Raw genomic sequence first — 25234 nt, forward strand, 5'->3', positions numbered from 1 at the left:
CTTCCCCGAAACCATCTCAGCCGTGATCGCCCTACACTTCTACTCCCTCGCTGAATAAGCCTCCTTGTATGTCTGGCCGATCTGGTTCCCGGACGGCGTTGGCCTAGCCCGTCATCGGGTATCCATGTTCCCGGTCGAGGCAAAGCCGTTGTTCAGGGCGGCGTCGTAGATCCTTCTGAGGTTGTCGATCTGCTTGTCAGTCGGTGTCTTTCCCGCGCTCAGCAGTGCTGAGGTACCGGAGGCGATGCGCCTGTCAACGGCGGTGAGTTTGTTGTGCTCACTTGCCCAGTCAGCCAGTTCCGACCATGGCACGAGCAGCAGGTCCTCAGTGCTGAGGTCGGACGCGACGACATGGTTCTGGGTCTTCGTGGTGAGGTAAGCGACGGTTGCCCCGCTGAGCTTCCACGGTAGGGCGCGCGCCTTTTCCCAGCATGCTGGTTTCTTGGCCCATTCGCTGATGTTGCCAGGTGCTCGGTCGAAGAACGACCGGAGCAGTCGAGCCAGCGCGGGGATCTCGCTGCGTAGTTCTTCCGGCAACTGTTGTGTACGCCAGATGACGTCGAGGTCGAGGCGTCGGCTGGTGCGGTTGCTGATCAGCGCAACGGCGTAGGCGACGACCTGGGCCTTGTAGCCCTCCAAGCCGTTCTCCCGGAACGTCCTGGCCACGATCTTGTCGGTGTGCCGGAACAGGATCGCCTTCGAGACAAGGTGCTCGAAGTAGTGTCGATCCGGTTTCTGGTCCTGCTCCGGACGTTGTGCGAGCCGTAGCGCGAACTCGGCGAAGCACTTCTGACCGCCGAGGCTGACGGCGTGTGGAGCCTCGTCCCAGGCGAGTTCGAACTTCGCCAGGTCGGTCTTGACGAACTTCTGCGCAGGCGGATGGGTCTCCTTGAACGCCTTCTGCCTCGCCGGTGTGCCCGTCCTGGCCACCTCGTCCTGGTACTGGCCGCGGGCACGTTCGTAGAACCATCGGGTCTGCTTCTGGCTGCCGTTCGTGGCCGGTGCCCATACCGAGCGGGAGAGGCGTTCGATGTCGACGTGGAAGGGGTGATTGGTGCTGAAGTCCGCCTCTTGTACCTTGTTCTGGCTGTTGGCGTAGCGGGAGACTAGGGGGACGAGCTCGGTGAGCTGGTCTGGCGGGACGACGGTGAGCTTCATCTGGACGTGTATCCCGTCCAGCCTCGCCTTGTGTTTGACTGCCGCGTGGTAGAGCGACGCGGTGGTCTGGCCGCCGTTGACGATCTGCAGGTCTTTCAGGCTCGCGATGGCGCTGCCGCCCTCGCGCGTCCTGATCATGTCGACGGCGGATGCGGTTGCGGAGATGCCGTTGTTGTAGGCGAGGAACCGGCGGGGCTCGTTGAGGATGGTGTCCCGGATGCCCTGGTTGACCTTGCCTCTTGCCTGCAGGAACGACCGTACGTTGAGTTCGAGCAGACGGGCGGAGTACGTCGCGTAGATTTCCTTCAGCACGGCACCGGGCACGATGGCCAGCAGCGTGTGACATCCCTGCTCGTCGAGGTCGGTGGGAAGGCACGGGACTGGCGCACCGAACCGACTGACGAAATCGATGTGGATGGGCTCTTGCTTCCGGCCGGAGGTCACCAGTCGGTGCAACCGCACCACGTCCCAGACCTGGACCGACGTCGGCACATCACCGAACTCTGGCGTCGTCACGTCTTTCCTGGTGGCAACCGCACCATCGGTGAAGACCCAGAACCGGACGCGGGTAAGTTCCGGCAAGGCCTGGCTGATGCTCTGCGCCATGTCGAACACCGGCGAAGCCACCTCAAGCCCGGCGGCACCGTTGCGCGACGCTTTCTCCAGGAAGCCCCGCAACCGACGGAGACAGGTCTCGATGTCCGTCTTGCCGACGGGCGCGGGCGGCACTACCTGCCTGAGCACGACGCCGAACAGGTCGAGCGTCTGGCCATCGGCGCTGATGTCGTAGCCGGAGATCTCCTCACCGCGAGCTTGGTGGAAACATGCCTCCCCGCCCTCCAGTTCGGCGACATCGGCAAGCTCACCGACCATCCGTTCAAGGAAAACATCGCGGATGCTCCGCTCCGCGCCCGGCACACCGGCCTCGGTAAGCAGGTCCTGCTGAAGCGACTCGGCGAACTGGTCGATGTCGGTGTCAGTCATGCCTTCTTTTCCAGGACGGTGATCACGTCCTCGTGGCCGACGAGGAACCGGGCGGCGGCAAGCAGGTCGACGGTGTACACGACATCGGACACCCCGACAGGTCTGGTCTGTTCGGTGATCCGGGGAAAGCCGTCGGTCACCCGGTGGACTGTCCGGCGGCGCAGCGCGTATCGCCGGTCCTCGTACAGCCGGCTCTGCGTGTCCAGATAGCCGGCACGTACCAGCCGCTGCTCCAGCTCGCCCGCGACACCGAGGCTGGCCGCCTGGTTACGCACCTGGCGAACGAGTTCGGGAAGAGACACTCCACGTCCACCCTGTCGCGCGTCGAGTGCCAGCGTTACCAGGAACAGCGCTCCGGGGCCGGCGTCCTCGAGCTGTCGTTCGCTGCTGATCCGTACCCGGTTGGCGTCGTGTCCGGTCACGGTCTTGACCTCTACACTGCCCTGATGCTCGAACTGGAAGTCCTGTAACTGCTGGTCGGGACCGGTCCATGCGTACACCGCGTCCGGGCCGAATGTCGGGAGGAACAGGTCGGACAAGGTGTGCAGCTCGCCGAACAGCCCACGCTGCTGCTCCCGTGACAGCCCGTCGGGACTGACGCCGGCGAGCATCCGCTGCCACTCACCCAACCGGTTCACCACCACCCCGCCCGGTTCCGCGGTGACCTGTGCGAGCCTCACGAGCAGGTCGGCCACCAACGCCGTGAAGATGTCCGTGTACGCACCTGCCCGCAGTACGAGGTCCAGCGTGGCCCCATGGTCTGGGAGACTTCCTGGCTCGACCACCACGCCGGATGTGACCAGCAGCCCGTTCGTCACGTTGGCCAGAACGTTGTCGGTGACCACAGAGAAAACCCGCCGTGCGGCCGGATACTCCACGCCGACGAAACAGTGGTGCGGACTGTCTGCCAGTACCCGCCGAACCCGCCGACCTGCCGACACCGGGCCACTCTGGGTGTCGTGCAGTTCGGCCCAGAGCTCCTCAAGATCCGTGGTGGACGGTACCGCGCTCATGGCTGCTCCCCGTCGGAGTCCTGACCGCCGAACTCCTGGTCCCACCACAGGTTCGTCACCCGGTACTTGATGGTCTTCGCGGTTCGGCTCCTCGGGAAGCTGAGGGCGAACCCGACGGGCGGCAGGTCTGGATGCATCCAGGAGTCGGGCTTGAGCGGATAGAGCAACAGCAGTCCGCGACTCGGTGGGCGGACATCACGGATGGAGAGCCCGCCGGGCGCACTGGGCTCCGTCTTCCTCGTCTTCGAGTCCAACTGCCAGGCCTGCCTGGTCATCTCCAGAGCTTGCTTGACATCCTCGTCGGAGAGGTCCATCTGCTCGTCGCTCGGCGAAACAAGGCGACGAATCACGTAACGGTCGTTCCCTGCTCGCAGACCAGCCTTGTACTCGGGGCCAGCGTTCGCACGTTCCTTGGGCAGGTACAGGGCCCGCTGGACCAAGCCGACCTCGTAATCACCGATCTTGTGAGTCTTCTGGTCGTTGCCGGAGACCGACACGAGCCCCACTGTCCACGCGGTGAGCTCCGGTTGTTTCGTGGTCAACAACGTCCGGATGTACTCGACCAAAGCTCGCGGCTGCGCCTTGGTCGCGACGTCGGACGCCTGGTACTCATCCAGGAAGTCCAGCACGTCAGGCGCCGGCACGTTGTCCCACCGGACGGTGCCGAGAGCACCGCGGCGGGGTGCCGGAGTGCCCATGGCACTGACCAGACGCTCGGTGACGGCCAGATTGTTGCGGAGCACGTCCTCGTCCGTCTCGAACGTAATCGACTCGCTGATGGTCTGGGAGAACGTGATGTCGACGTCAGTGCCGTTTCGCATCTTGGTTCTGGCGGTGATCATCAGCCCGTCCGGATGCGCGCGGACCCGGAGCCCGTACTCCTGCGGTGTCTTCCCTAGCGCGGCCATGTACTCGAACTCGCGTAGCAGCTCCTCGTTGGCCAGACCAATGTCGCGGTACCAGCCGGCGAGTTCGTCGGTCGTGTAGAGCCGGCACAGGTCGAGGTAACCGGGTCGATAGCCGAACCAGCGGCCCATCTGCATCAGCGTGTCGTACATCTTCGACGCCCGCAGGTAGTAGCTGACCGTCAGCCCTTCGAGGGTCAGACCGCGGGAGAGCTTGTCCCCACCGATCGCGATCAGGGTGAGCGGCCGGTCGGCCTCGCTGTAGGTCAGGGCGTCCTCGGACTTTCCGTTGAGCACCCGCAGTTCGACGTCGTCGAGCACACCTGGAAGCGTATCGCGGATCTGCGCCCAGTCGACCACCGCGCCGACTTCCGACGTCAGATCCGGGTTCCGCAGCAGCGCTTCGGTGGTCGGTACGAAGTCGTTTCGCCACATGGACTCCAACGCGGGCCAAGGGGAGTCGGGGCTGGTGGGGTCGCCGTGCCACACGCGCTGGCGCATCAGGTCCACATGATCGTGCAGTGCCCGGCGGACCAGCGCTTGGACGTCGGTGAAGCGGGTGACGTGCACCAGCATCGAGTTGTGGTCCTCGTGGCCGCGAACCCGACGTGCTGCCGTGGCGAGTAGGAACGCGTTGATCGCGGTGAGCAGCGATGCCGGCAGTCTGCCCGGGATGGCGTCCTTCTTGTGCTTGTTCGGGAGCCACATCTCATGGTCGTCGAACGTACTGATGATCGGTAGACCGACCTGTCCCTCGATGCCCAAGTTCACGTCGCTGTCCAGCCCAAAAACGGTGTTCACGCCGACATAGTTGCTAGGTGGCCGGAGGTTGATGATGAAACTGCGCGGGAACAGGTCCTCGCCGTACTTGTCGGTCTTCTCATCGGCATCGATGAAAATGTTTGCAAACGGGGTAGCGGTGTAAGCGAGGTACGCGGACTTCTCGAACGTCCGCAGCAGCTTCCGGATCAGCCCGTTGATCTTGGTCGGGTCGTAGTCGTCGATCGGCTGCCCGTTCTCGTCGGTCGGCCGGGCCTTGGTGTTGACCGAGGCGTTGTCCGCCTCGTCGTCGATCACCAGCAATGGAACGTTACGCACGGTCTGCTGACCGGTCTCCGGGTCGAGTTCCTGATTCAGCCGGGTCGCCCACGAGTACAGGTTCCGCAACACAGAGGCGTTCTTCTTGACCACCAGAATGACCGGGTCGCTGCCGCCCGCGTTGAGCCAGACTTGCCTGGCGACCTTGACCTGGAAGTCGCCCTTCTCGTCGCTGCTGGTCAAGGAGTGGACGTGGAGAAACTTCCCCTTCATCTGCCCGACGCCAACCTTGGCATTGGTCTGGTCGTAGCTGCGGTTGCTCCTAGTGTCGAACCCGAGGAACTCCATGTCTAGCCGGTGCTGGGTCTGGCTGCGCAGGCTGTTGTGCAGACCGGCCAACACGACGATCAGGCGATAGCCGACGTCTGCGGCCTTACAGATGACGCCTGTGTAGTTGGCGGTCTTTCCGGACTGCACCTGGCCGACAACCATCCCACGACGGTCCCACCTGCCAGGCCGGTCCGGTTTCTCGAACGAGTCCAGAATCCGGTCGGTAACCTGGTTGATGCTGCGGATCTGTGCTGGTGCCCAGCCCTTCCGGCCCAGATACCGTCGGTACCGGTCCCAGAAGTTCCACTCGATCTCGTCCCTGGCGGCGTCGAGCCAGGGCACATGCTCCTCGTTGCCGTTGAGAACCTGTTCGGTCGGAAGCCAGACGTTGCACCGACTCTCCACGTCCCTCCGCAGCTCGCCGACGTCGACGTTGACCTGCCCCACGGCAAGCGACGCCTTGTCGACCGCCTGTTCGACATCGCTCGCCGTGACGTCGTCCGCGTAATCGAGCAACGTCAGGGCGATCTCCATCGCCTTGCGGTGGTCGGGGTTCATGCCATCTCCTGACCGAGTTCGCGTGTGCAGACCTCCCGAACGAGGTCAGGGAAGTCAGAGAACGGTTCCATTGTCAACAGCCGACCCACAATTTCCTTGCCGGACGTCCCTGCGCGGCTCATCGCTCGGACGACATCGGTCAGCACCGACCGGACCGTGTCCGGGGCCGTCTCCTCGAACGGTGCCGCTTGCCGACCCGGCCCGTCCGCATGGTTGAGGATGATCAGGGGAACCGGAACGGTCTCTTCCAACAGCCGGACCATGGCCTCGACCTCACCGCCGCCCGCAGCCGTGAGCAGCGCGGCCACAAGCGGGTGCTGACGGTTGACCTGATAGGCGATCTTTGTCCCGCGCACGACCTGCAGCCATGCCTGGACCACGTCACCTTGACTGGCACGCTGAAGTACCTTGCCGCGGTGCCGATAGACATTCTCCGACCGCAGCCGAACGACCTCTGCGATCCGCCGCAACTCGGGCACCAAGGCGCCCGGCGCGCGGGCCACCGACTTGCGGACGTCGATCTGCCAGTCGGAGTCCATGTGGCTGGGCAAGTCGAGCCGGATCCGGGCCAGTGAGGTCAGCTCCTCCCGTCGGAACCCGAGCCCGAGCCAGCTTCCGGACACGATCAGCCGCCGGTTCCGGTAGACGTAGAACCCCTGCTGGGAAGCCCAGCCACGACGACCACCAGCGGCGGTGTGTTCCTCAGAAGTCAACCTGCTCACGTGCGGCAGGACGAACGACTTCACGCTGATCAGCTCGCCCCGGTACGGCAGTGACTCGTCCGTGACCACCTGGGTTGTCTCATGGGACTCAAGGAAGGGGTCCCACGGCGCGATGTTCCGACCGTTCACCCGGATGGTGATCTTCCCGGGGCCCGTGACGTATCGATGGAAGATCATCCCGAGATGCCGGGCAACCCGGTCAGCGATGGTGTAGAAGTGCGTCTCCGCCTGCTCGTTCTGCGGATCTGGCGAGACAACAAGTCGGTCCAGCTGTCGCCACAGCACCACCGTTCCCGGCTGGTCACCGTGCAGCTCGTCCCACATTGCCCGGTCCTCGGACATCAAGGTCGTCAGCAGCTGCCAGCCACCGACGCGGATGACATGGTCAAGATCCCACGTCCGAGCCACCAACGACGATGTCGCTGTCGCCGACATGACGACCAGCCGTCGGCACTGCGAGAACGACGCGGTCTTGAGTCCGAGCCCGAACCGCCCGAGATCGCTCGCGTTTCTCGGCGTCAAAGGGCTTGTCGTACCCGGCCGCATCGCCTCCCGGAGCCTGCCGCCATCCATTCCGAGGCCGTCGTCGACGATCGCGATCCACGACTCGTTGCCGGCCCAGCGCAGGCGGACGTCGACCGTTGTGGCCTTGGCTGTGATGCTGTTGTCAACCAGGTCCGCGACTGCGGTCTCGGTGGCGTACCCGAACGCGCGAAGCGACTCCACCAACGACTCTGCGCGAGGTTCGACGACCTCGTAGCTGGTCACGTTTCCGCCCCCAGAGCGCTGTCGTCCGCCCCTCCACGAGCACCTGTCGCACGAGCGGGTGCTCCCGGTTCACCGCTGCAGGTCCGCTGCCTATTGTCGCGAGTCACGGTCCAAGCGACGAGGAAGTCCGCGCCGCGGGTGCGTGCGGTGGTTCGCTCACGATGCCGGAGTGTCCCCCGCGCAAGGCGGCAGGCAGCGACACCGATCCTGCGGAGGTGACCACGAACCGGGATCGGCGGCACGACTTCGGCGGCACGACTGTCGGCTCGCGGATGTCGACGTTCCAATCCGCGTCGAGCTCGGCGGGCACGTCCAACGAGCTCAGCGAGGCTATTGTGCCGGCTGGATCCGAGTTGGCGATCTCGTGGTCGATGTTGTTCATCTCAACCCGCCACCCGCCAACGCACCCCCGTCCGCGCCTGGCCGGCTCGACCGAACCGCCGACGCACATCACAACTCCCCTGGATCAGACGACCAGTGTAGGTAGGCCCCTGCTGCTCCGTCCGCACCGTCTACTCGCGGGCGCGTCACCGAGCACACAGAGTGATGGACCCAGCTCAGCCAACCGCGCCCAATGTGACCAAACCGTTACACTGGCTGCGAGCAGCCCTGGCCAGGAACCGTCGGACCCCACCGCTATCGTTACGATCGTCCATCGGCCCCGGTGACGGACGACGACTCGACACCGGAGATCATGGACGTTGTTGATCCAGGACGACGTCTGTGTTCTCCTGGTGCTCGTTGACGCGGGTGTTCGGGAAGGGTTCGGGCGGGGTGTCCATCTACGGGGTCAAGTTGCAACGCAGCGACGATCTGCGACTTGTCCGCCATCCTGACGGCTGCACCGAGGACACTTTCGAGCAGTGGTGTACGCAGAGACTGGCCACGGGACAGCGGCTCGCTGTCGACCTCTTCTCCGGCGCCGGCGGGCTCAGCCTCGGGCTGGAAGAGGCTGGCTGGACGGTCGCGGTTTCGGTTGACAACGACGAGAAGGCCGTGCAGACGCACAGCCACAACTTCCCCGGCTTGGCGCTGGACTGTGACCTCAGCGAGCCCTCGCAACGTCAGGATCTCGTCGATCTGCTCGCCAAGACGGAGATCGACCTCCTCGCAGGCGGACCTCCCTGCCAGCCGTTCAGCCGTGCAGGTCGCAGCAAGATCCGCAGCCTGGTGGTCGCCGGGCACCGCGAGGAACATGACCATCGGCGTGAGCTGTGGCAGGCGTTCCTCGACATAGCGCTGGCCGTGCGCCCTCGGGCTGTCCTGATGGAAAACGTCCCGGACATGGCGCTCGGTGACGACTTCGCCGTGGTGCGAACCATGGTCGACGCACTGGAACGCGGTGGCTACTACACCGAGTTCAGACTGGTGGACGCGTGGCGTTACGGCGTGCCCCAACACCGGAAGCGCCTCATTGTTCTTGCACGACGTGATGTCGAGGACTTCGCTTGGCCAGCCGAGCAGGACAAGCAGTCGAAACTGCGTGACGCCATCGGTGACCTGCCCGATCTTGGCGACACCACCGGCGGCCGTGAACTGGCCTACAGCAAACCCCGCCATCTGCCTGCCTTTGCCGAGATGATGCGGGCCGGTGCCCGGAAGGGCATCGTGTGGGACCACATGACGCGGCCGGTACGTGACGACGACCGCAAGATCTTCGGAATGATGGATGCCACCACCCTGTATGCCGACCTTCCCGAGGAACTGAGGCGTTACTCAGCCGAGACCTTCGACGACAAGTACAAGAAGCTCGACTGGGAATCGGTGAGCCGCTCCATCACCGCGCACATCGCCAAGGACGGCTACTGGTACATCCACCCCCAGGAACTGCGGACCCTCACGGTCCGCGAGGCCGCCCGAATCCAGACCTTCCCCGACCGCTTCCGCTTCGCAGGTACCCGCAGCGACGCGTTCCGCCAGATCGGTAACGCCGTCCCGCCGTTGCTTGGGCGCGCCGCCGCAACCGCACTTCGGCCGATTCCAACGGACGAACGCTCCGGTGAGCGACAGTGGGAGACTTCACGCTGGGTGAAGGCCAGGCAGGCGCTCACCAGCTGGGCCAAGCACCAGCAGCGCGGCTCCAACTGGCATGCACTGCCTGGTCAGAGCGTCACGCCGGTTGTAGCCGCAGTCGCAGCGCTTCTGATGAGTCGTTCCACCGCTCCGAAGGGTGCCGAACGGGCTATGGCCACGATTCGGGGCCGCGTGAAACTGACAAAGGCCGAGCTCGACCGGATACAAGAAGAGCTCCAGACGCAGGCTGGACGTCAGGTGTTGGAGCGATTCCGGCCACTGCTGCCCAAGCGCAAGGTCTGGACGGACCCCGAAGCACTGGCCGAGGCGCTGGCGATGAAGGCGGCAGAGGAGCGAACCTTCCGACTCCTGGTGGGCGAGGACGTACTCCTTGCCTCCCAGGCGACGCTCAGGGTTGCGGCACGAGTAGCTGGCAGCGAGTCGGACAAGACCAACAGGTTGAGCGACGGCCGCGTAGATCTGGCCAGACTGGTCGGTGCGGGCCCGGATGCGCCGCTACGTGCAGCTGCACTCCGACTGCTTGGCAGTACCGTCTGCAAGACGCCGAGCACCTTGTGTGACGACTGCCCGCTTCGGCAGCAGTGCGTCAGCAGCTCCGGCGGGCGTGCGGTGCAGACCCTGTTCTAGCCGCCCGCGCTTCGGATGCGCGCCGCCGCCAGTACCCGATCAGCGGCAGCAGCAGCGTCCCTTCGAATCTCACACTCCCAGACCCGGACCACCTGCCAGCCCGCGTTCTCGGCGGCGTGGTTGTTCCGTCGGTCGCGCTCGCGGTTGGTCGCCAGTTTCCGTTCCCACCGCTCCGCGTTCGGCCCACGGAACTGGGCGGGTGAATGTGCTGGACACCCGTGCCAGAAGCACCCGTCAACGAAGACGGCCAAGCGGTACCGAGGTAGGACGAAGTCAGGCGTGCATCGTGGAGCCACGGTCCGATGAATCCGGAACCGTAGTCCCAGTCCGTGCACAGCGCTGCGCAGCGCGAGTTCGGGCTTCGTGTTCCGCGTACGTCGGCCGCGCAAGTGTTGTCCCTTGACGGTCTGTGTCCATGCTTCGGGCACGAAGTCCCCAATCCGGCGCTCTCAATCGGTGAGTGCATCACAGTCTCCCGCCCGCGCCAGGCACCGACCATTCCAGATCCTCGGACTCACGTGATCAACGATCTTGGAACAACCCTGCACGGTGACCCGCTGGCCTGTTACCGCCCGTGGATCAGATAAGTGCGCATCTCACGGAGACGAGCGGACAGCAAGCGGGCATGCACGGGGGCGAGCACCACCCAGGGGTGTCCCTGGGTGGCTGGTCGCAGCTGGCTCATCCACCGGCCCTCAGTGGTGTCGAGAACCGTGAGCGGATAACGGGCTCGTCGGCGCCGCCCGGACCGGTCGCGCACCGCGACGTGTAGTTGCGCGCCGCTGGTGCGAGGGAGCGCGAGCACGTGATGGAGCCTGCGGTGCTCCTCGGCACTGGCGGGTCGGACATCCTCAAACCAGCGGCTGGGACCGGTACGCGGGGTATCGAGCTGGTCGGCGGGCAGCGTGAGCGACGGCCCCCGGGCCGATGGAACCTGCGGCAGGACCGCGACCACCGCATCAACCACGGCGGTCACGCGAACAGGACGCAGCTGCACGACCCCCTCGGAGAGCAGGGCCAGCACCGCGTTGCTGCCCAGGGTGGCGGCCAGCACGCTGACGTCCGCTCCGGTGGCGTGGTTGATCCAGCCATAGACCTCCTCACCGGGTCGGGCCAGCAGTGCGAGGGTATCGAGAAGATCCTCGTCCACACGTCCACGGTGGATCAGGCCGTGGTGAGCGAGTTCGCCCCACACCTGCTGTTCCAGCACCCCGCGTTCCTCGTGGGTGGCACCCGGGGAGGGGGTGTACAGGGCGTTGGGTTTCTCCCCGAACTCGTGGTGCTGCCACAGCACGTCAAAGGCCAGCGTGGACAGTGCCACGCTCGCGCGCAGCATCAATGGCCTCCCTGTCGGCAAGAGGTCCGGGCGGATCCGCACGCGTGATCAGCGCTCGGGTGGGGGTTCGCCGATCACCGGGGGCGCCACGCGGCGGCTGTCGCCGTAGACGTCCTCGGTTTCCACCAAGTAGTGCGGCCGCCGGTGCTCCCGATCTTCCTCCCTGCGGCCTGTTCCGGCTCCCATGCCCCCGGCCACACCGGGGCCACCGCGGTTCGCCACACTGCCCTCGGGGCCGATGCCACCGGGCCTCGGCCCAGCGGGAGCGCCCGTGCCGGTTCCGCTACCGGAGCCGAGCGGGCCCTGCCCACCGGGGCCAAAACCGGAACCCCCCGGGCCGAACCCCGCCGAGCCGCGGGGCCCGAAGCCACCACCCAACCCACCACCGAACGCACCAGGCCGCCCGCCCGGGCTCTGCCCCGGCATCCCGCCGCGAACCGGTGGGCGAGGCACGGGGCCACCGGTGTGCTGGCCCCCACCCGGCCCACCGGGCGGGATGACCGGGTAGAGCGGGTTCGGAGTCGGCGATCCCGCTGGGCGGGGGCCGCCCAGATCACCGGGGGGTCGAATGGGGTCGGTGCCGACGGGCTGGCCGGGCTGGACGAAGGCCGGATCGACCGTGGCAGGCGGGGGCTGCACCCCGTGCCCGCCGGGCGGCGGCGGGTCGGCCGGCCACAGCGGTGGCGGGCTGACCGGGTCGAAGGTTCGGCGATCAAGACTGTGCTGCTGCGTGACGTTGCGGCTGGGATCGACGGTGTGGTCCCGATAGCCTGGATCGACCGACCCTGACTCCGGCTGGCTCAGATCCGCCTCAACCGTAGGTGGCGAGGCGAAGGTAGGCAGGGAACTGACGTTGCCCCGGGTGGTGGTCCCGTAAGACTCGACGGCCTGAATGTTGCGATCAGTGACGGCCTTGTTCGCGCTGACCGCGTCGTCGTAGTCGGTCTGCCACGGCAACAGGTCGTTAAGGAACGGCTTGTCCGGCACCTGCTGCGGGGGTTCCACCTTGTGCTTGGTGTCGGTGAACGCCGAGCCCTGATTCTCCACCCGTCCGGCGACACCTTCGGTGACCCGCTTGGCCTCCTCCGCCCACGCCGCCAGCGGCGACACCCTCGAGGCCATCGCCTCGGCCGCCTGACCCTCCCAGGAGCCCTGGGCGTTGCGAAGTTGATCCTCGACGCGCTCCTTCACCGCCTCGTAGCGCTGCCCCAGCTTGCGCCACTCCTCCGAAGCGGGGTGGATGGTCTGGCCGGTGTCCTTGCCGTCGTGGAACCAGCGATAGATCGTGGCCGCATCCCACCCGGCCGGTCTCGGCGTCCCCTCGATCGCCCCCATGGCCTACCTCGCCCCCTTCAGATTCTCGATCACCATGCCCGCGACGCGGTCGCTGGCCCCACATGCGGTCTCGTAGTCGGGGTCGGTCTTGCGCGGGATCGTGACGTACGTGACGATCAACCGGTCCTTGGAGACCCCGATCAGCGAAGTGCAATTCCCATGGGATGGGGCGTCGCGCCAGTCAATGGCATGTACCCCGGGATAGCCGCCAACCTCGGTTTCCTGGAAGTAGCCATACTTGTCGCGCCGCTGGTAGATGCCTTCCAAACCACCTGACTTGGTGTTGATGTCCACAGCGACTCGTGTGCCGACAGTGGGATCTTCGGGGCGCCAGACGCAGCCGGGGCCAGTGAGGCCATTCTGCGAGGTTGACGGCTTCCTCGGGCCGAACTGCGTGAGCTGATCGTCCCTAAGCAGCGTGCACGGGTTCTTCTCGAAGGATGTGGTGTCCAATGCGGGCGCCGTGAGCGGCGGGGCTACACGTGTGGTGGGCGCGTTACTCGTGGCCACGCTGGTGGGCTTGTCGGTCGCTGCTGGCGAACCCTGTTCGCCGCCCCCGCAGGAGGCCAACGCGAGAGCTGCTACGCACACCGGCGGCAGAACGAGAAGTCGACGCAACATCGATCCCTTCAGGCTCGCATCGTGTTCTGCTGCTCGGTCTGGCGGTAGGCGTTCAGTGACGCCTGCAGGTTGTCGATCACATTCTGGATCGTTTGCTTGTACTGACGGTTGACTTGACCGTGGCAGCCGTCATCGTCTGAAGCCAGCCGGCTGATCTCCCGGATCGCGTACTGCGTGTGGGGATCACCGCTCCCCGGAGCCTCGATCTGCGTCAGCTGCTGCGCCTGCTGATGGATGTCATCAAGCTCGGCAATAACACCTTTGAGACCCTCAATGAGCTGCTCGACCTTCTCCGGCGCCACAACCAGCTTGAGACCGCTACTGTCGCTGGCCATCGATCCCAACACCCCCTACTTCGACTACCGGGGATGGCTACCTGAGCGTCACCTGGAGGCCCAGGATCGGCGTTCACCACCCGCGGTGGATGCTAGCGGACAGATACGAACCGTAGCTGTGCTTCCACGGCAATCCGATGAGCTATCGCACGGGTTCCTCCACGTGATGTGGTGGGAGTACAGCCAGGACCGTGAGTCGGCACCTTCGCGGAGCATGGTGGTGTGGCCGGCGGCTTGGTGGGCGCTGAAGGCGACGAGGCGCTCGACCCGGTCGCGGCGTAGGCGCACGTGAGTTTCCAGTGGTTGGTTCTGGGGCAGGTCGCGCAGACACCTAGCGAGGATGACGCAGTCTTCCAGGGCCATCGAGGCGCCTTGGGCGGCGGAGGGGGATACGGCGTCGGCTGCGTCGCCCACCAGCATCATCGATGCGGTGTGCCAGGTGGGGGTGGAGGCGAGGTCGTAGGCGCTGCTCGTGCGGATGTTCGTCTCGTCGGTATCGTGCACGATCTGTGCAGCCGGCAAGTCGTCCCCGACGAAGGTAGGCCAGGGCCAAGGCTTGTGCAGTGGCCCGGTGCGGTCGCGGCGAGGGTGGATGTGGTGAGTTCGGGGCCGTCGAAGTTGGTGAACCACAGGGTCTCATGGGTGGGTGAGGTGGGGTAGTCGAAGAAGGCGCGGCTGCCGTGGATCATGCGGCACCAGTGCGGCGCGGCGGGGAGGTGGTTGCGTGGGTGGAGCCGAATGACCGGTCACTCGGTTCGGGGGAACACCCCGAATCGGGCATGGTTGGCTGTGGCCACCAACGGCCCATCGATCGTGGCGGCAATGTCGGTCCGACTGGCTGGTGGAAAGGTCATGGAGGCGCTGCACCCTGTCAGATGGCTCGCCGAAGCAAGTGAATCACCATGTACTTGCCCGACCATCACTGCGGCATGGGGATGATCATGTCGTGGACGTTGACCCGCTGGGCGAGGATTCCGGAGCCGTGCAGGAGGTCCGGGACGCGTTGGATCCGTGTCGGCTCGATGGAGGAGTGAAACGCACCGATCGAGACCAGCTGTGCGGTCTCGTGATCCATGTTGGGTACGTACTTCGGCAGCGTGTCACGGATCTTGGTGTTGTCAGCATCGCACTCTTACTGCGCCCTTTTCATGACCCGTTGGAAGGTGGCCAGGGTCTTGGGGTGGGTCTTGGCCCAGTCGGCCGTGACGCCGTAGCCGGAGTACGGGATGTTCTCGGTGGGGCCGACACCGGTGTCGACGACCACGCGGGCGCCGGCCTTCTTGCGGGCCAGCGTGATGAACGGCTCGGCCAGCAGCGCGGCGTCCACGTCACCGCGCTGCAACGCGGCAGTCATCTCCGGAAAGCCCTTCTGGGCCCACTTCAGGCTGGCCGGGTCCACGCCGTGCAACTTGGCGGTGGCTTTCACCAGGGCGGAAGCCATGGTGCCCACCGCGGTGACCGCGACCGTACGGCCGGCGAGATCCTTAGGACTGCGGATGGGCGAGCTCGGGCCGGTGGCGATGACGGAGGTACCCGGTTTGGCGGACTGGGCCTCAGACACGATCTTGAGGTCACCGGCACCCTTGGCCTGCGCGGTGACGAAGGCCGGATAGGTGCTGAACGCGACGTCGAGACTGCCGCCCAAAAGCTGGGTCACCGACTCCGCACCACTGGGGACGGTGACGATCTCCACGTTCAGGCCCTCGTCAGTGAAATAGCCCTGCTGATGCGCGTAGTGCAGGGGCGCAACGTCGATCGACGGGAGCGCCCCAATCTTGATCCGGGCCTTTTCGAGCCCCCGTGGTCCTGGAGCCGGGTCGATGGTGCCTTGTCCATGGAGGAGTGAGCATCCGCTTACCACGACCGCGAGCTGGATGACCAGGGCGACGATGCTGAGTCTCCTGTGGTGCAGGTGGGGTTTTCCAGTGTTGTGCGCTGACATCGTGCAGCGTCCCCTCAAGGATTCGGGTGACGGTTAACGGATTGAGGCCGCGTTCTCCGCTGTTAGCGCGGGATCTCCAGAACCGTCTCGGCGCCGTGCCGCGCGGTGAGCAGGGTGACAAGCTCGGTGATCACAGTCAGGGCGCTACGCCGGTCCGCTGGGAGCGTGTGGCCAGCCCCGTCGAGGACCGTCTCGACGATCAGGATGGCGGCCTCGACGGTGAGTCCGGGTGGAGCTGGCCTAGCTCGCCAGGCGGGCCAGTACCTGCTAGGCGGCGGCCTTGATCGCGTAGGCGAGTAGGCAGGTGCGGATGGGGAAGTAGTGGCGGAGGGCTCCCGTGGACCAGCCAGCTTCCGTGGCGATGGCCCGCACCGAGGTGGCCTCGATGCCCTCGCGGAGGATGACCCGACACGCTGCTGCGGCCAGTTCTCGCCGACGTTGGGTGCGACGGTCGTCGGCATCGCGGCTAGTCACCGGGTGGGCCGACGAGGACGGCGTAGAGGGGGCTTTCGTTAACGCCGTCGTAGTCCATGTTCTGAGCAAGGACACGGTCGATGAATCCGCCGATGGGACGGCTGACGAGGCCGTGCGCGGTGGCGAACAGGATCAGGTTCTGGGCGACGTGTCCTGCTTCGAGGAGGCAGAACCGCAGACAGCGTTGCCCGTACTTGAAGCGGGAGCGCCAGAACGAGGCGCCGATGATGACCAGGGCGGCGCAGTCGGCGGCCATGTCGGGTTGCAGGCTGGCCATGTGCAGGGCGGGATGGTCGACGGTGCGCATCCACATCAGGCCGTGGCGGAACGGGTCGTAGTGGTAGAGGCCGGTCTTGAGTCCGTTGACGCGTTGGGCGACCACGTACAGGTCGAGGGGGTAGAGCCCGCCACCGGAGGGGACAGGGCGTCGTGGGTGATGGCGGGTCGTGTTGACGCGGTATGAGCCGGAGAGCAGGGCCGCCACCAGTTCCAGGCTCAGGAGGCCAGGGCCGAAGTGTGCGGCGCTGGCGCGCTGTTCCACGGCCTCGGCCAACGAGGTGGTGGAGGGTGGGGGTTCCGGGAGCCGCAGGAGAGGACGGGAGGTGTTGAGACGGGCGGCACGTTCGGTGATGGCTTGTAGTTCCGGGGACTGTTCCAGGGCGAGCCCGCCGGGCACGTCCCAACCGAGGCTGTGGAGTTCGAGCTTGGAGGCTTCCCAGTAGTTCTCCATGGGATCGTCGGAGGCGGGTACACCGGTGTTGTAGACGGCGTCCAGCAGGTTGGTGGCATGCTGCTTTTCGGTCTCAGGCATGGTTTCTTCCGCATCTAGGGGTAGGGGTGGGGGTAGGGGTTGAGTTCGTCGTCTGTGAGAACCCGGTCGAGCAGGCCGAGTTCCAAGGGGCGTTGCCGCAGGCGCGGCACCCCGAGGAAGCGCGCCCGGAACGAGGCGTCCAGCGGCACCAGCGCGGGCGCGAGGACACGGGCGACGACCAAGCCGGCTTCGGCGACATCAGGGCTGGTGGCGTCCGCCACGTAGACGTCAATGTTCTGCTCGGCCAGCCGGTCGAGAACGGCGCGGATCAGTGCCCGGGGCCGGCGCTCCGGCAACGAGGGCAGGTCACCGATGTCCATTTGGGCGGGGCTGGCGTCAAGAAACTCGGTGGCGTGCACCATCCCCGACCCGGCGTAGAGGCGCACGTGGTCGTCGAAGCGGTGCACCTCGCTGTTGAAGTCCGCATCCGGGGACAGGATGTCGCCGTCGCGTTGTTCAGCGCGCATCCACACCCGGGTCTGGAACGCCTCCACGACGGCTTTGATGATGGCGCGCTGAGGTGTCCCGGCGGCAGCGCCGCCGATGGCGAAGGGCCCGATGGCGGTGGCGCGGTTGCGCACTACGGTGATGACGGCAGGAACGCCCGTGAAGCTGGACAGATCCACAAGCGACACATCCAGCCCGGTGGGTCGCACGTAGCGCTCAAAGAACGCCGCGATCTGCTCGTCGCTGGCGGGGTCGATCAGCGGCAGTGACAACCGGTTGTGCCAGGCAATGCAGAACCCATCCCGTTCGATGAGTTCCAGCAGGCCAGAGACCACCGCCTCATCCCACGTGCAGCCTGCACCGAGGCCATTGCTGGTGGCATGGCCAATGCGCACCGCGTCGGTGTGGGGCTGGCTCATGTACACCAACGACGCCGGTAGCAGCGTGGGTTCTCCGCTGCCGAGATCGAGGCCCTGCGTCCACGCGATCCGAGCGTCGGGTGTGAAAGGCTGGAACGGGAATCCAGGGCTGGTGAACTGGGCGTCGGTGAACAACCGCAGTGACTCTGGCGCCAAGGCACGGTAACCGGCCTCGGTGAGGTGGTTCCAGGACGCTTCAACGATCTGCTCGGCGGGCCAGTAGACGGCGCTGTAGCGCTCCACGGTTTCGGCGATCGCCGCGATGGTGGCGGCCCGCTCGTCCACGGCACCCCCGCCGCTGACCTGAGCGGAGGCGTGGCCGACGAGATGGCGGGACTCGCACGCCCTAGCCCCCACCGCGTAGGCGGGAATGTCGTCGACGTCGCGCATCTGCGGATACAGGCTCGTCACGATCCCGCATAGGTCCGACACCACCGGCATCACGCGACGCTCGGCCTCCACCAACGGCGTCCAGGTGGGGCCGTCACCCTCCGGGATCCCGTGCCACCGCCGCGAGGACAGGGTTGCGGTCATGCCCCCGCCTCCTGCTCCAACTCCTGGGTGTGGGAGGGCAACTGGATGGCGGGCAGGGGGTGGGACCACACCATCGGATACCCCACTCCCTGGGCCGTCGAGCAGGTCGGGCAGCGGGGCACCCGCAACACCCGGTGCTTGGCCAGCTGCAACCCTTCACGCCCGGCGTCCAGGGTGTGCAGACCACCCGGTGTTGCCAAGCCGGCGTGGGTGGAGGTCAACCCGAACCACTCCAGAATGCGTTCCATGACGATCCCGACCTGCATCGTCGTGATCCCCGGATACACCGCGCCCCGGTCCCCGCTGGTGGCCACGGGCCGGGCGGCCAGCAGGTCGTCGGTGAGGGGCCGGTCGGGGAACGCGGCGGCCCGGCGCACCTGGAAACAGGTCAGGCACGCCGAGGCGCCCGGCAGGATCCACGGACCGACGATGGCGCGTCGCCCATCGAACGGAAACACCGCCAGCCAGGTCCGGCCCGACTCCAACGCGCAGGTGTTCCATTCGGTCAGCAGCGGATCGTTCTCGTCCCGGCCGACCGCCACGACCACATCCCGTTCCGGGTCGTCGGTGACCGGCACGGCGTCGGGGTCACGGGCGGCGACCACGGTGATGTTCTCGCCCCGTAACCCGGCCACCAGGCGCTGCACGAGCGTGCCGCTGCCGAGCACCGTGCACACCCCTTCACCGAGGCGCTGGTCGATGGTGCGGAGCGGGATCTCGTGCAGCGCACGCAGCCACAAGCCCACCGCTGCGCCGCGCGCCTGCTCCAGGTCGGTCGCGGCGTCGTCGAGTTGCAGCAGCCCCGCCTCGGCGAGCTGGTTCAGCACGGCATTCAACGCTGCCCGCCGCTCCGGATCGGGCTGTCCCACGTTGAGAGGCTGCCCATCGGCCAAGGCGGTCAGTAGTGCCTCGGTGAAGGCGGGCAATCGCCCGCCGGCCAGGCGCACGATGTGGTCGCCTTCGCGGATAAGCACGGCCTCGTCGGTGACCTCGATCCGCGCGCCCGGGTTGACGGTGGCGCGTAACTCGACGCTGGGCGGCTGGTCGCCGCCGGGTGCAGAACTGGTCATCGTCTGGGTTGTCCTTTCCTTGGCCTGTCAGGCTGGTGCGGTGAGTGCGCTCACGATGTCGGTGACCTGGGCCGCCAACGGTCGGGGTGGGCGGCCCAGGGCGCGTTCCACGGTGGGGCTGGCGGCACCCTCGCGACCCGTGGCGGCCCAGGCGTCTTGCATTGGCGGGATCCGGACCGCGACGCCGGGGTCGAACCCAGCGAGTTCCACAAGCGAGGCCACCAGGCTCTCCGGTGCCAGTTCGTGGTACTCGACGCCCGGACGGCCCAGATGCTGGGCGATTTGCTCGACCATGTGGGGCGCGGTCGCTGCCTCGGCACCGGTGAGTTCGTAGGCGTGCCCCCATCGGTCCTGCCCCTCGCGCAGCAGGGTGGCCAGCATCTCCAGCACGTCAGTCGCTGCGAGCCAGGGCACCTCGGTGGTGCCGTAGCCGGCGTAGACGGCTCCGAACTGGTGGAGTTGCCGGGCGGCGGGCACCAGATCCTCACCAAGGGGAGCGCAGCGCAACACCCACCACCGCTCGCGCCCGTCCAAGGCGAGGCGCTCGGCGCGAGCCATCTCCGCCAGATACGGGTTGGTCGTGGCAGTGTCGACACCGATTGCCGAGATCACCACCAGCGGCAGCCTCGTTCCGGCCAAGGGGTAGCGGGTGGCCTCCGCCTGGGCGGCGGGGGTCAACGACCCCAGGTCCACCACGGCCGCCACGGCCTCGTGTTCCAGGGTGACCGGCTCAACGGCGGGATGGTGGCGCGCGGCCTCCACCAATGGCCCGCGCCCGCCGAGCAGCAGCACCTTCACTGGTTTCACGCTGCCCGATGCTGCCGACGATCACAGCGTGGTTGAGACATCGGATTGAACGATTCCAGAGTCCTTCAACAAAAGGACATCACGCATCCTCCCCACGGTCGACGAATACCGAACCAACCCCACTTGAGCAGCACAAACAGGCCTCTGTGTCGTTCAGGTGGACGACAAACCCACTCCTCCTCAGTGACTCCTTGACCATTTTCCACACCAACAGCAACCTCAATCCCGGCGCGCATCCCCAGGGCGCGCCGAACTCACCACACGGAATCAGGTCACGTATGCGTGAAGGGAGGAGAAAGCACAATGGAGAACCTTCTGACCGCCTTGGATGGGGTCGCCGAGGTGACGGTGTCGCTGCACGGGCAGCAGGAAAGGCTGTTTGAGCCGACGGCGGCGCGGTGCACCACGACCACGTCCACCTGTAGCACCTGCTGCTGCAGCTCGTGATCCCCGGGTGTGCGGTGCGGCCGGTCCCGCACCGCACACCCACCACAATGAGAAAAGAGGATCTCCGCATATGCGATTAGGACGTTGGGCAGGCGCTCCTCGGCGCTGCGACACTCATGGTGAGCTTGGCGGCGCCCGCAGCAGCGACACCGGACACGGCCGAGGACATCGGTTCCTACCGCGAGGCCACCTACACTTCCTCGCCTGGCGTGAACGAGGCGCTGCTCCCCCTCCACTGCGGTGTAAGCGTGCGCATCGAAGGCAACCGCTACACCATCAGTGGAGGCGGGTACACCCGGTGCGACGGCAACGTCGCCCGCATCCAACACAACGTCAAGATCCAACGCAGCCGCTGGTACGGGTGGGAAACCGTCGCGAAGAAATCCGACGAGAAGTGGAACAACTCCGCCCACTCAAGCTGGTTGGACTACGACTGCGCCGGCACCGGCATCCACGACTACCGCGTCGTCGTCACCGGCGTCGCTACCCCCTACGGTGAATCGCCGAGAACGGCGCGAGCCTACGACCAAATCGACGAATACAACTGCGGCGGATAGTCCCCTCGTCCGCTGCCGGAGGACCCCGGAGGAGGAACCCCGAGGTTCTCCGCCAGCACGCGGCATAGTCGTTTCACGTGACCCGTGGCCTCGGACGGCCCGACTCCTGTTCCACCCAACCCCGTGGGTGCGGTCTTGCCGGGCAGCGATAGTACTTCGGCGAGGTCGTGACCCGCATCGCCGGCATCCCCGCCGTCGCCAGGTGGCCATGGCTGACATGGTGGCTCGACCGCCTGGGGTATTGCGACAGGACCCATGGGCGGTGTTGCGACACCGACCGATGCCGATACAACCAGCGACAGGCCGGGATCGGCCGAGGAGGGGAAAACGTGGGGTCACGCACGTCTGCTGGTGTTGTCGGACTGGTGCTGCTGATGGCGGGATGCTCGGGTCCACCACCAGCCGCACCCGGGCCAGGAATGCCGTCACTCACACCGACCAACGTTTCCGATGATACGGCGAACCGACCCGCCGCCCCTGAGCGGGTCGACCCGCCACTGGCGAAGTTCAGCATCGGCAGCACTCCACGGTCCCGTGAATTAGCCGATCTTGTTCGTTCGTTCCTCCTTGACAGCAAACCCGGTGTGAACGTCGTGGAGACCGCAGAGGACTCCAGGTCAGCGCTCAATGGCTCCAGGGTCTCGGTGGTCGGGGTGCTCGTCCAGGACAACAACGGCGGCTACGGCTCGGTGAGCATCGAGGTCACCGAACCGCCTATTAGTTCGGGCGAACCAAAGTGCCAGTTCCCCCGAAGCTGCCGGGAACAGGTGATGCAGGGCGGCACCGCTGTGATCAACGGGGTCGACTCCGCCGAGTCAGGGGTGCTGGTGGAGTGGTACCGGCCTGATCGTGAGGCCACGGAACGTGTGGGTAAACCCATCGGGACGGTACCGGTCTACGTACGTAGCTCCGCGGTGGTGATCCCTCGCACGTCGTTGTTCTGGAACGGTGGGCCACGGGCGACACGTCCCCCGTTGACGGCCGAGGAGGCCGCCGTGTTGACGGAGAAAGTCAACGCGCGTCTGTGAAAGGAGATGGTTGTGACATCACGAAGAGCGCAGCGATTAGGGTTCGCTGTGACGGTGGCAGTGCTGATGGCGTCGTGGCCAGTGGTGTCCGCCGGGGCATCAGAACGATTAGCCCCTGATGCGTTGATCGCACTATCGCAGCAGTATCTCCAGGATCGCGCGACCCGGGTTACCAGCAGCTACACACCCGTCGACGAGACCAACCCGTCGACACTCACCCGGGTGGCGACCACGGATACGTTCTCGCAGCGCATCGCCGCTGAGACGCCCGAGTTGGACCGACTGAGATCGAAAATCGCCGGAACAGCCGCGGAGTTCAGCCACGCCCGCGTGACCGTGGAGAACGCTGAAACAACCGTCGCTGGCAGCGCGGCCGAGGTGAGACTCACGGAGACCACTGAGCTATTTCCTGCGCGGGCGCCAGCAGCTCAGAATTCGCCCACGAGTCACCGCCTGCGTCACACCCTCCATTTCGACCGGTCGGCGGGAACATGGCGGTTATCCGCCGACGTGCTCGACCTCCCACAGAACGCACTGGACCCTGTCCCCTATGTGCGGGCTGAGAAAAACGGCCCACCCATCCCGCCTGCCCCGCCGTCCGAGCCTCGGGTACCGGACTCCCTCACTCCCTCAACGCCGGACGGACCCCGCAAACCACGCGCTACCAACACAGCCACGCGGGCGCCGCAGTGGTACGACCGGAGAGCGGCTGTGGGCTACGCCGTCAAATGGGCGTACGGTCGCCACCCCGATTACCGGAACTATGGGAACGACTGCACCAACTTCTTGTCCCAGATCTTTCGTGCCGGGGGTTGGGGAAACGTCCTCGAGGGCGATAATACTCCCGATGCGTGGTGGCACTACAAGATCGCGCGCGGCCAGGTTCCCATGAACAGCAACACCTGGTCGGTGGCACACGACCTGATGTATTTCGGTTGGCACTACTCCAAGCGGCTCCGAAGCTACGCCAACGAGCCGGCACGGTGGGGTGATGCCATCTTCGTGGACTGGGACGACGCCAACGGTAATCCCGGCACCGATAAGCACATCGACCATGCCATGTACGTCACGGAGGTGTGGGACCCCTGGGACTGGGCCGGTATTCGTGTCACGTACCACACCAACGACCAACTCAACATTCCCATGTCTGTCGTCTCCGACAAGGCTGCCGAAAGGCAGAACAAGGGAGTGCGCGGGATCTATTACTTCATGGACCCCGGCGACTGAGATCTCCGGCGTTGCTGTTGGAACCGGGTTTCCTGAATCTTCATTACTCCTGGTTTTCTTGCGTATAAAAAGTTGGGAGACCAGGAGTCTCATCCCACCCCAGTTGATGGAACGGAGTTTCGTGCGTGTTTCGTACCGTATTTTGCCTCGTATCCATGGTGGTGGTGTGTTCGGTGAGTATTCTTGCCGTGCCCTCCGCCGGGGCTGACCCAGACCACGTAATCGCCGACGATAGCCGATTATCGGCCCAAGGAACCCAGGTGCCCCTGACCGCAGATTCGCACGGGTTACCCCGGCCCGTCCTGTGCGACGGCGACGGAATCAGCGGCAAACGAGCCCAGCTGATCTACATCCATGCTGAGGGCCAGCCCAGCCGCTACGACGAGATCGTCGGAACGTTCCAGAGCTACGCCGCCGACACCGACGACGCCGTCGTGGAGGCCGCCCGCCGGCTCGGCGGCGGGGTGCGGCACATCCGCTACGTCACCGATCAGGACTGCCGGCCGACCGTGGAGCAAGTGGCTCTCCCGCCCGACTCTCTCACCACATTCGGCAGGCTCAGGCCGGCGTTGATGGACCGCGGATACCGCCGGGCCGACCGCAAGTACGTGGTGTGGGCTGAGGCGAAGATGGGGTGTGAGGCCGTCGCCAGCGGTGGGGACGACCGACCAGGACCGGACAACCGGTTCAACGCCGGCCCCCACTACGCACTGCTCAGTGAGGGATGTTGGGGAGGCTGGGACTTCTTCGGCCACGAACTCCTGCACCTCCTCGGCGCGGTCCAGCCCAGCGCCCCGCACTCAGCCGGCGGGCACTGCTGGGACCAGCGCGACATCATGTGCTACGACGACACCGGCCAGCATCCGGACTCAGTGCGCCAGATTTGCGCAGGCATGAAGTACCAGCTCGACTGCAACGGCGACGACTACTTCCACACCAACCCGGCTCCAGGAAGCTACCTGGCCACTCACTGGAACATCGCCACCAGCGACTACCTGACCCGCAGTGGGCCGTCCTACCCGGTCGGCGCCGTGACCGGGATGGACGGCAAGTGCATCGACGTGGCCGACTCGTCCACCGCCAACGGCACCCACGTGCAGTTGTGGGGCTGCAACGGCACCAACGCCCAACGCTGGGTCTGGCGTGACAGCACGCTGAGCGCTCTGGGCAAGTGCCTGGACGTCGCCTGGTCAGGCAAGGACAACGGAAACCCGGTTCACCTGTGGGACTGCAACGGCAGCGACGCACAGAAATGGGAGCTCCGAGGCGACGGGACACTGCGCAACCCCCAGTCAGGGCGGTGTTTGGACGCCCGCTACAACGGCGTGAACGACGACATCCCCCTACAAATCTGGGACTGCCGGAGTGATGTGAACCAGCGCTGGACACTGCCTGCGTAACCGGTGTCAGCCGCTCAATACTGAAGGCCGAGCGGACGCGGAACAACTCGCCACTCAAGCTGACTGGCCCGCAACTGCAGGCATCACAACTGCCGTGTCGGCGTCACTGGTGTCGCTAAACCCTAGGTGAATCGCCGAGGACGACGCGGGACTCAGCAGAATCGACGAATACAACTGTGGCGGAAAATCCCGTTCTGAAGCTGTGTGGTTCCCGCGGAAGAATTTCTGCGGGAACCACACAGTGAGGCTTATTCAGCGAGGGAGTAGAAGTGTAGGGCGATCACGGCTGAGATGGTTTCGGGGAAGG

General features: G+C 65.8%; 22 protein-coding genes. 5 read left to right on the forward strand and 17 right to left on the reverse strand.

All coding sequences use genetic code 11. The annotated features are described in order from the left end of the window. Positions 1-111: 111 nt before the first annotated feature. The 4 genes from IEY55_RS29775 to IEY55_RS29790 are packed head-to-tail and all read right to left on the reverse strand — an operon-like array spanning position 112 to position 7476. A complete protein-coding gene (locus IEY55_RS29775; RefSeq protein ID WP_189061911.1) occupies positions 112-2142 on the reverse strand; it encodes an AIPR family protein in 2031 nt (676 codons plus the stop codon). Beyond that, entirely contained in the window at positions 2139-3155 is a 1017-nt protein-coding gene (locus tag IEY55_RS29780; RefSeq protein ID WP_189061912.1) for a PD-(D/E)XK motif protein, read from the reverse strand. The genes IEY55_RS29775 and IEY55_RS29780 overlap by 4 nt, the downstream gene beginning before the upstream one ends. After that, the gene (locus IEY55_RS29785; RefSeq protein WP_189061913.1) at positions 3152-5986 is read right to left on the reverse strand and encodes a Z1 domain-containing protein; all 2835 of its coding nucleotides are present in this window, start codon (positions 5984-5986) and stop codon (positions 3152-3154) included. Before IEY55_RS29785 ends, IEY55_RS29780 begins: the two co-directional genes overlap by 4 nt. After that, positions 5983-7476 (reverse strand): ATP-binding protein, encoded by a 1494-nt coding sequence (locus tag IEY55_RS29790; RefSeq protein WP_189061914.1) that lies wholly within the window; start codon positions 7474-7476, stop codon positions 5983-5985. Before IEY55_RS29790 ends, IEY55_RS29785 begins: the two co-directional genes overlap by 4 nt. Positions 7477-8250: 774 nt before the next feature. Between IEY55_RS29790 and IEY55_RS29795 the strand changes: the two genes are divergently transcribed. After that, positions 8251-10137: a DNA cytosine methyltransferase gene (locus IEY55_RS29795; RefSeq protein WP_189061915.1), complete on the forward strand. Its 1887-nt coding sequence runs from the start codon at positions 8251-8253 to the stop codon at positions 10135-10137. Here IEY55_RS29795 and IEY55_RS29800 read toward each other — a convergent pair. The 13 genes from IEY55_RS29800 to IEY55_RS29860 form a co-directional block, all read right to left on the reverse strand. Continuing rightward, positions 10134-10565, reverse strand: coding sequence for a very short patch repair endonuclease (locus tag IEY55_RS29800; protein WP_229686887.1), 432 nt, complete (start codon positions 10563-10565; stop codon positions 10134-10136). The two genes, IEY55_RS29795 and IEY55_RS29800, sit on opposite strands and share 4 nt — an antisense overlap. A 137-nt stretch (positions 10566-10702) precedes the next feature. Next, positions 10703-11473: an ESX secretion-associated protein EspG gene (locus IEY55_RS29805; protein ID WP_189061916.1), complete on the reverse strand. Its 771-nt coding sequence runs from the start codon at positions 11471-11473 to the stop codon at positions 10703-10705. Positions 11474-11521: 48 nt separating this feature from the next. Further along, positions 11522-12808, reverse strand: a complete 1287-nt coding sequence (locus IEY55_RS29810) for a PPE domain-containing protein (RefSeq protein WP_189061917.1) — start codon at positions 12806-12808, stop codon at positions 11522-11524. 3 nt (positions 12809-12811) lie between these two features. After that, positions 12812-13429 carry a DUF3558 domain-containing protein gene (locus tag IEY55_RS29815; protein ID WP_229686888.1) on the reverse strand — a complete coding sequence of 206 codons (618 nt, stop codon included), beginning with the start codon at positions 13427-13429 and terminating at the stop codon, positions 12812-12814. Between the two features lie 8 nt (positions 13430-13437). Beyond that, the gene (locus tag IEY55_RS29820) at positions 13438-13764 is read right to left on the reverse strand and encodes a hypothetical protein (protein ID WP_189061919.1); all 327 of its coding nucleotides are present in this window, start codon (positions 13762-13764) and stop codon (positions 13438-13440) included. Positions 13765-13812: 48 nt separating this feature from the next. After that, positions 13813-14394 (reverse strand): FAD-dependent monooxygenase, encoded by a 582-nt coding sequence (locus IEY55_RS33165; RefSeq protein ID WP_373290083.1) that lies wholly within the window; start codon positions 14392-14394, stop codon positions 13813-13815. 289 nt (positions 14395-14683) lie between these two features. Then, a complete protein-coding gene (locus tag IEY55_RS29830) occupies positions 14684-14839 on the reverse strand; it encodes a hypothetical protein (RefSeq protein WP_189061921.1) in 156 nt (51 codons plus the stop codon). 57 nt (positions 14840-14896) lie between these two features. Beyond that, positions 14897-15706, reverse strand: coding sequence for an ABC transporter substrate-binding protein (locus IEY55_RS29835; RefSeq protein ID WP_189061922.1), 810 nt, complete (start codon positions 15704-15706; stop codon positions 14897-14899). 267 nt (positions 15707-15973) lie between these two features. After that, positions 15974-16180: a TetR family transcriptional regulator gene (locus IEY55_RS29840; protein ID WP_189061923.1), complete on the reverse strand. Its 207-nt coding sequence runs from the start codon at positions 16178-16180 to the stop codon at positions 15974-15976. Continuing rightward, a complete protein-coding gene (locus IEY55_RS29845; RefSeq protein WP_189061924.1) occupies positions 16173-16991 on the reverse strand; it encodes a SagB/ThcOx family dehydrogenase in 819 nt (272 codons plus the stop codon). The genes IEY55_RS29840 and IEY55_RS29845 overlap by 8 nt, the downstream gene beginning before the upstream one ends. Positions 16992-17005: 14 nt before the next feature. Next, complete coding sequence (locus IEY55_RS29850) at positions 17006-18391, reverse strand: YcaO-like family protein (RefSeq protein WP_189061925.1); 1386 nt, start codon at positions 18389-18391, stop codon at positions 17006-17008. After that, positions 18388-19461, reverse strand: coding sequence for a TOMM precursor leader peptide-binding protein (locus IEY55_RS29855; protein WP_189061926.1), 1074 nt, complete (start codon positions 19459-19461; stop codon positions 18388-18390). Before IEY55_RS29855 ends, IEY55_RS29850 begins: the two co-directional genes overlap by 4 nt. A 27-nt stretch (positions 19462-19488) precedes the next feature. Then, a complete protein-coding gene (locus IEY55_RS29860; protein ID WP_189061927.1) occupies positions 19489-20268 on the reverse strand; it encodes a Rossmann-fold NAD(P)-binding domain-containing protein in 780 nt (259 codons plus the stop codon). A 572-nt stretch (positions 20269-20840) separates the two neighbouring features. On the opposite strand from IEY55_RS29860, the gene IEY55_RS29870 reads away from it, so the two are divergent. The 4 genes from IEY55_RS29870 (at position 20841) to IEY55_RS29885 (ending at position 24927) form a co-directional block, all read left to right on the forward strand. Further along, positions 20841-21272, forward strand: a complete 432-nt coding sequence (locus IEY55_RS29870; protein WP_229686889.1) for a hypothetical protein — start codon at positions 20841-20843, stop codon at positions 21270-21272. Positions 21273-21856: 584 nt separating this feature from the next. Further along, on the forward strand, positions 21857-22300 hold the full coding sequence (locus tag IEY55_RS29875) for a hypothetical protein (RefSeq protein WP_189061930.1): 444 nt from the start codon (positions 21857-21859) through the stop codon (positions 22298-22300). A 48-nt stretch (positions 22301-22348) separates the two neighbouring features. After that, on the forward strand, positions 22349-23527 hold the full coding sequence (locus tag IEY55_RS29880; protein WP_189061931.1) for an amidase domain-containing protein: 1179 nt from the start codon (positions 22349-22351) through the stop codon (positions 23525-23527). Positions 23528-23787: 260 nt separating this feature from the next. Beyond that, a complete protein-coding gene (locus IEY55_RS29885; protein WP_229686890.1) occupies positions 23788-24927 on the forward strand; it encodes a ricin-type beta-trefoil lectin domain protein in 1140 nt (379 codons plus the stop codon). The last annotated feature ends 307 nt before the right edge of the window (positions 24928-25234 follow it).

This window comes from Longimycelium tulufanense (genome assembly GCF_014645795.1).
Classification (GTDB): domain Bacteria; phylum Actinomycetota; class Actinomycetes; order Mycobacteriales; family Pseudonocardiaceae; genus Longimycelium; species Longimycelium tulufanense.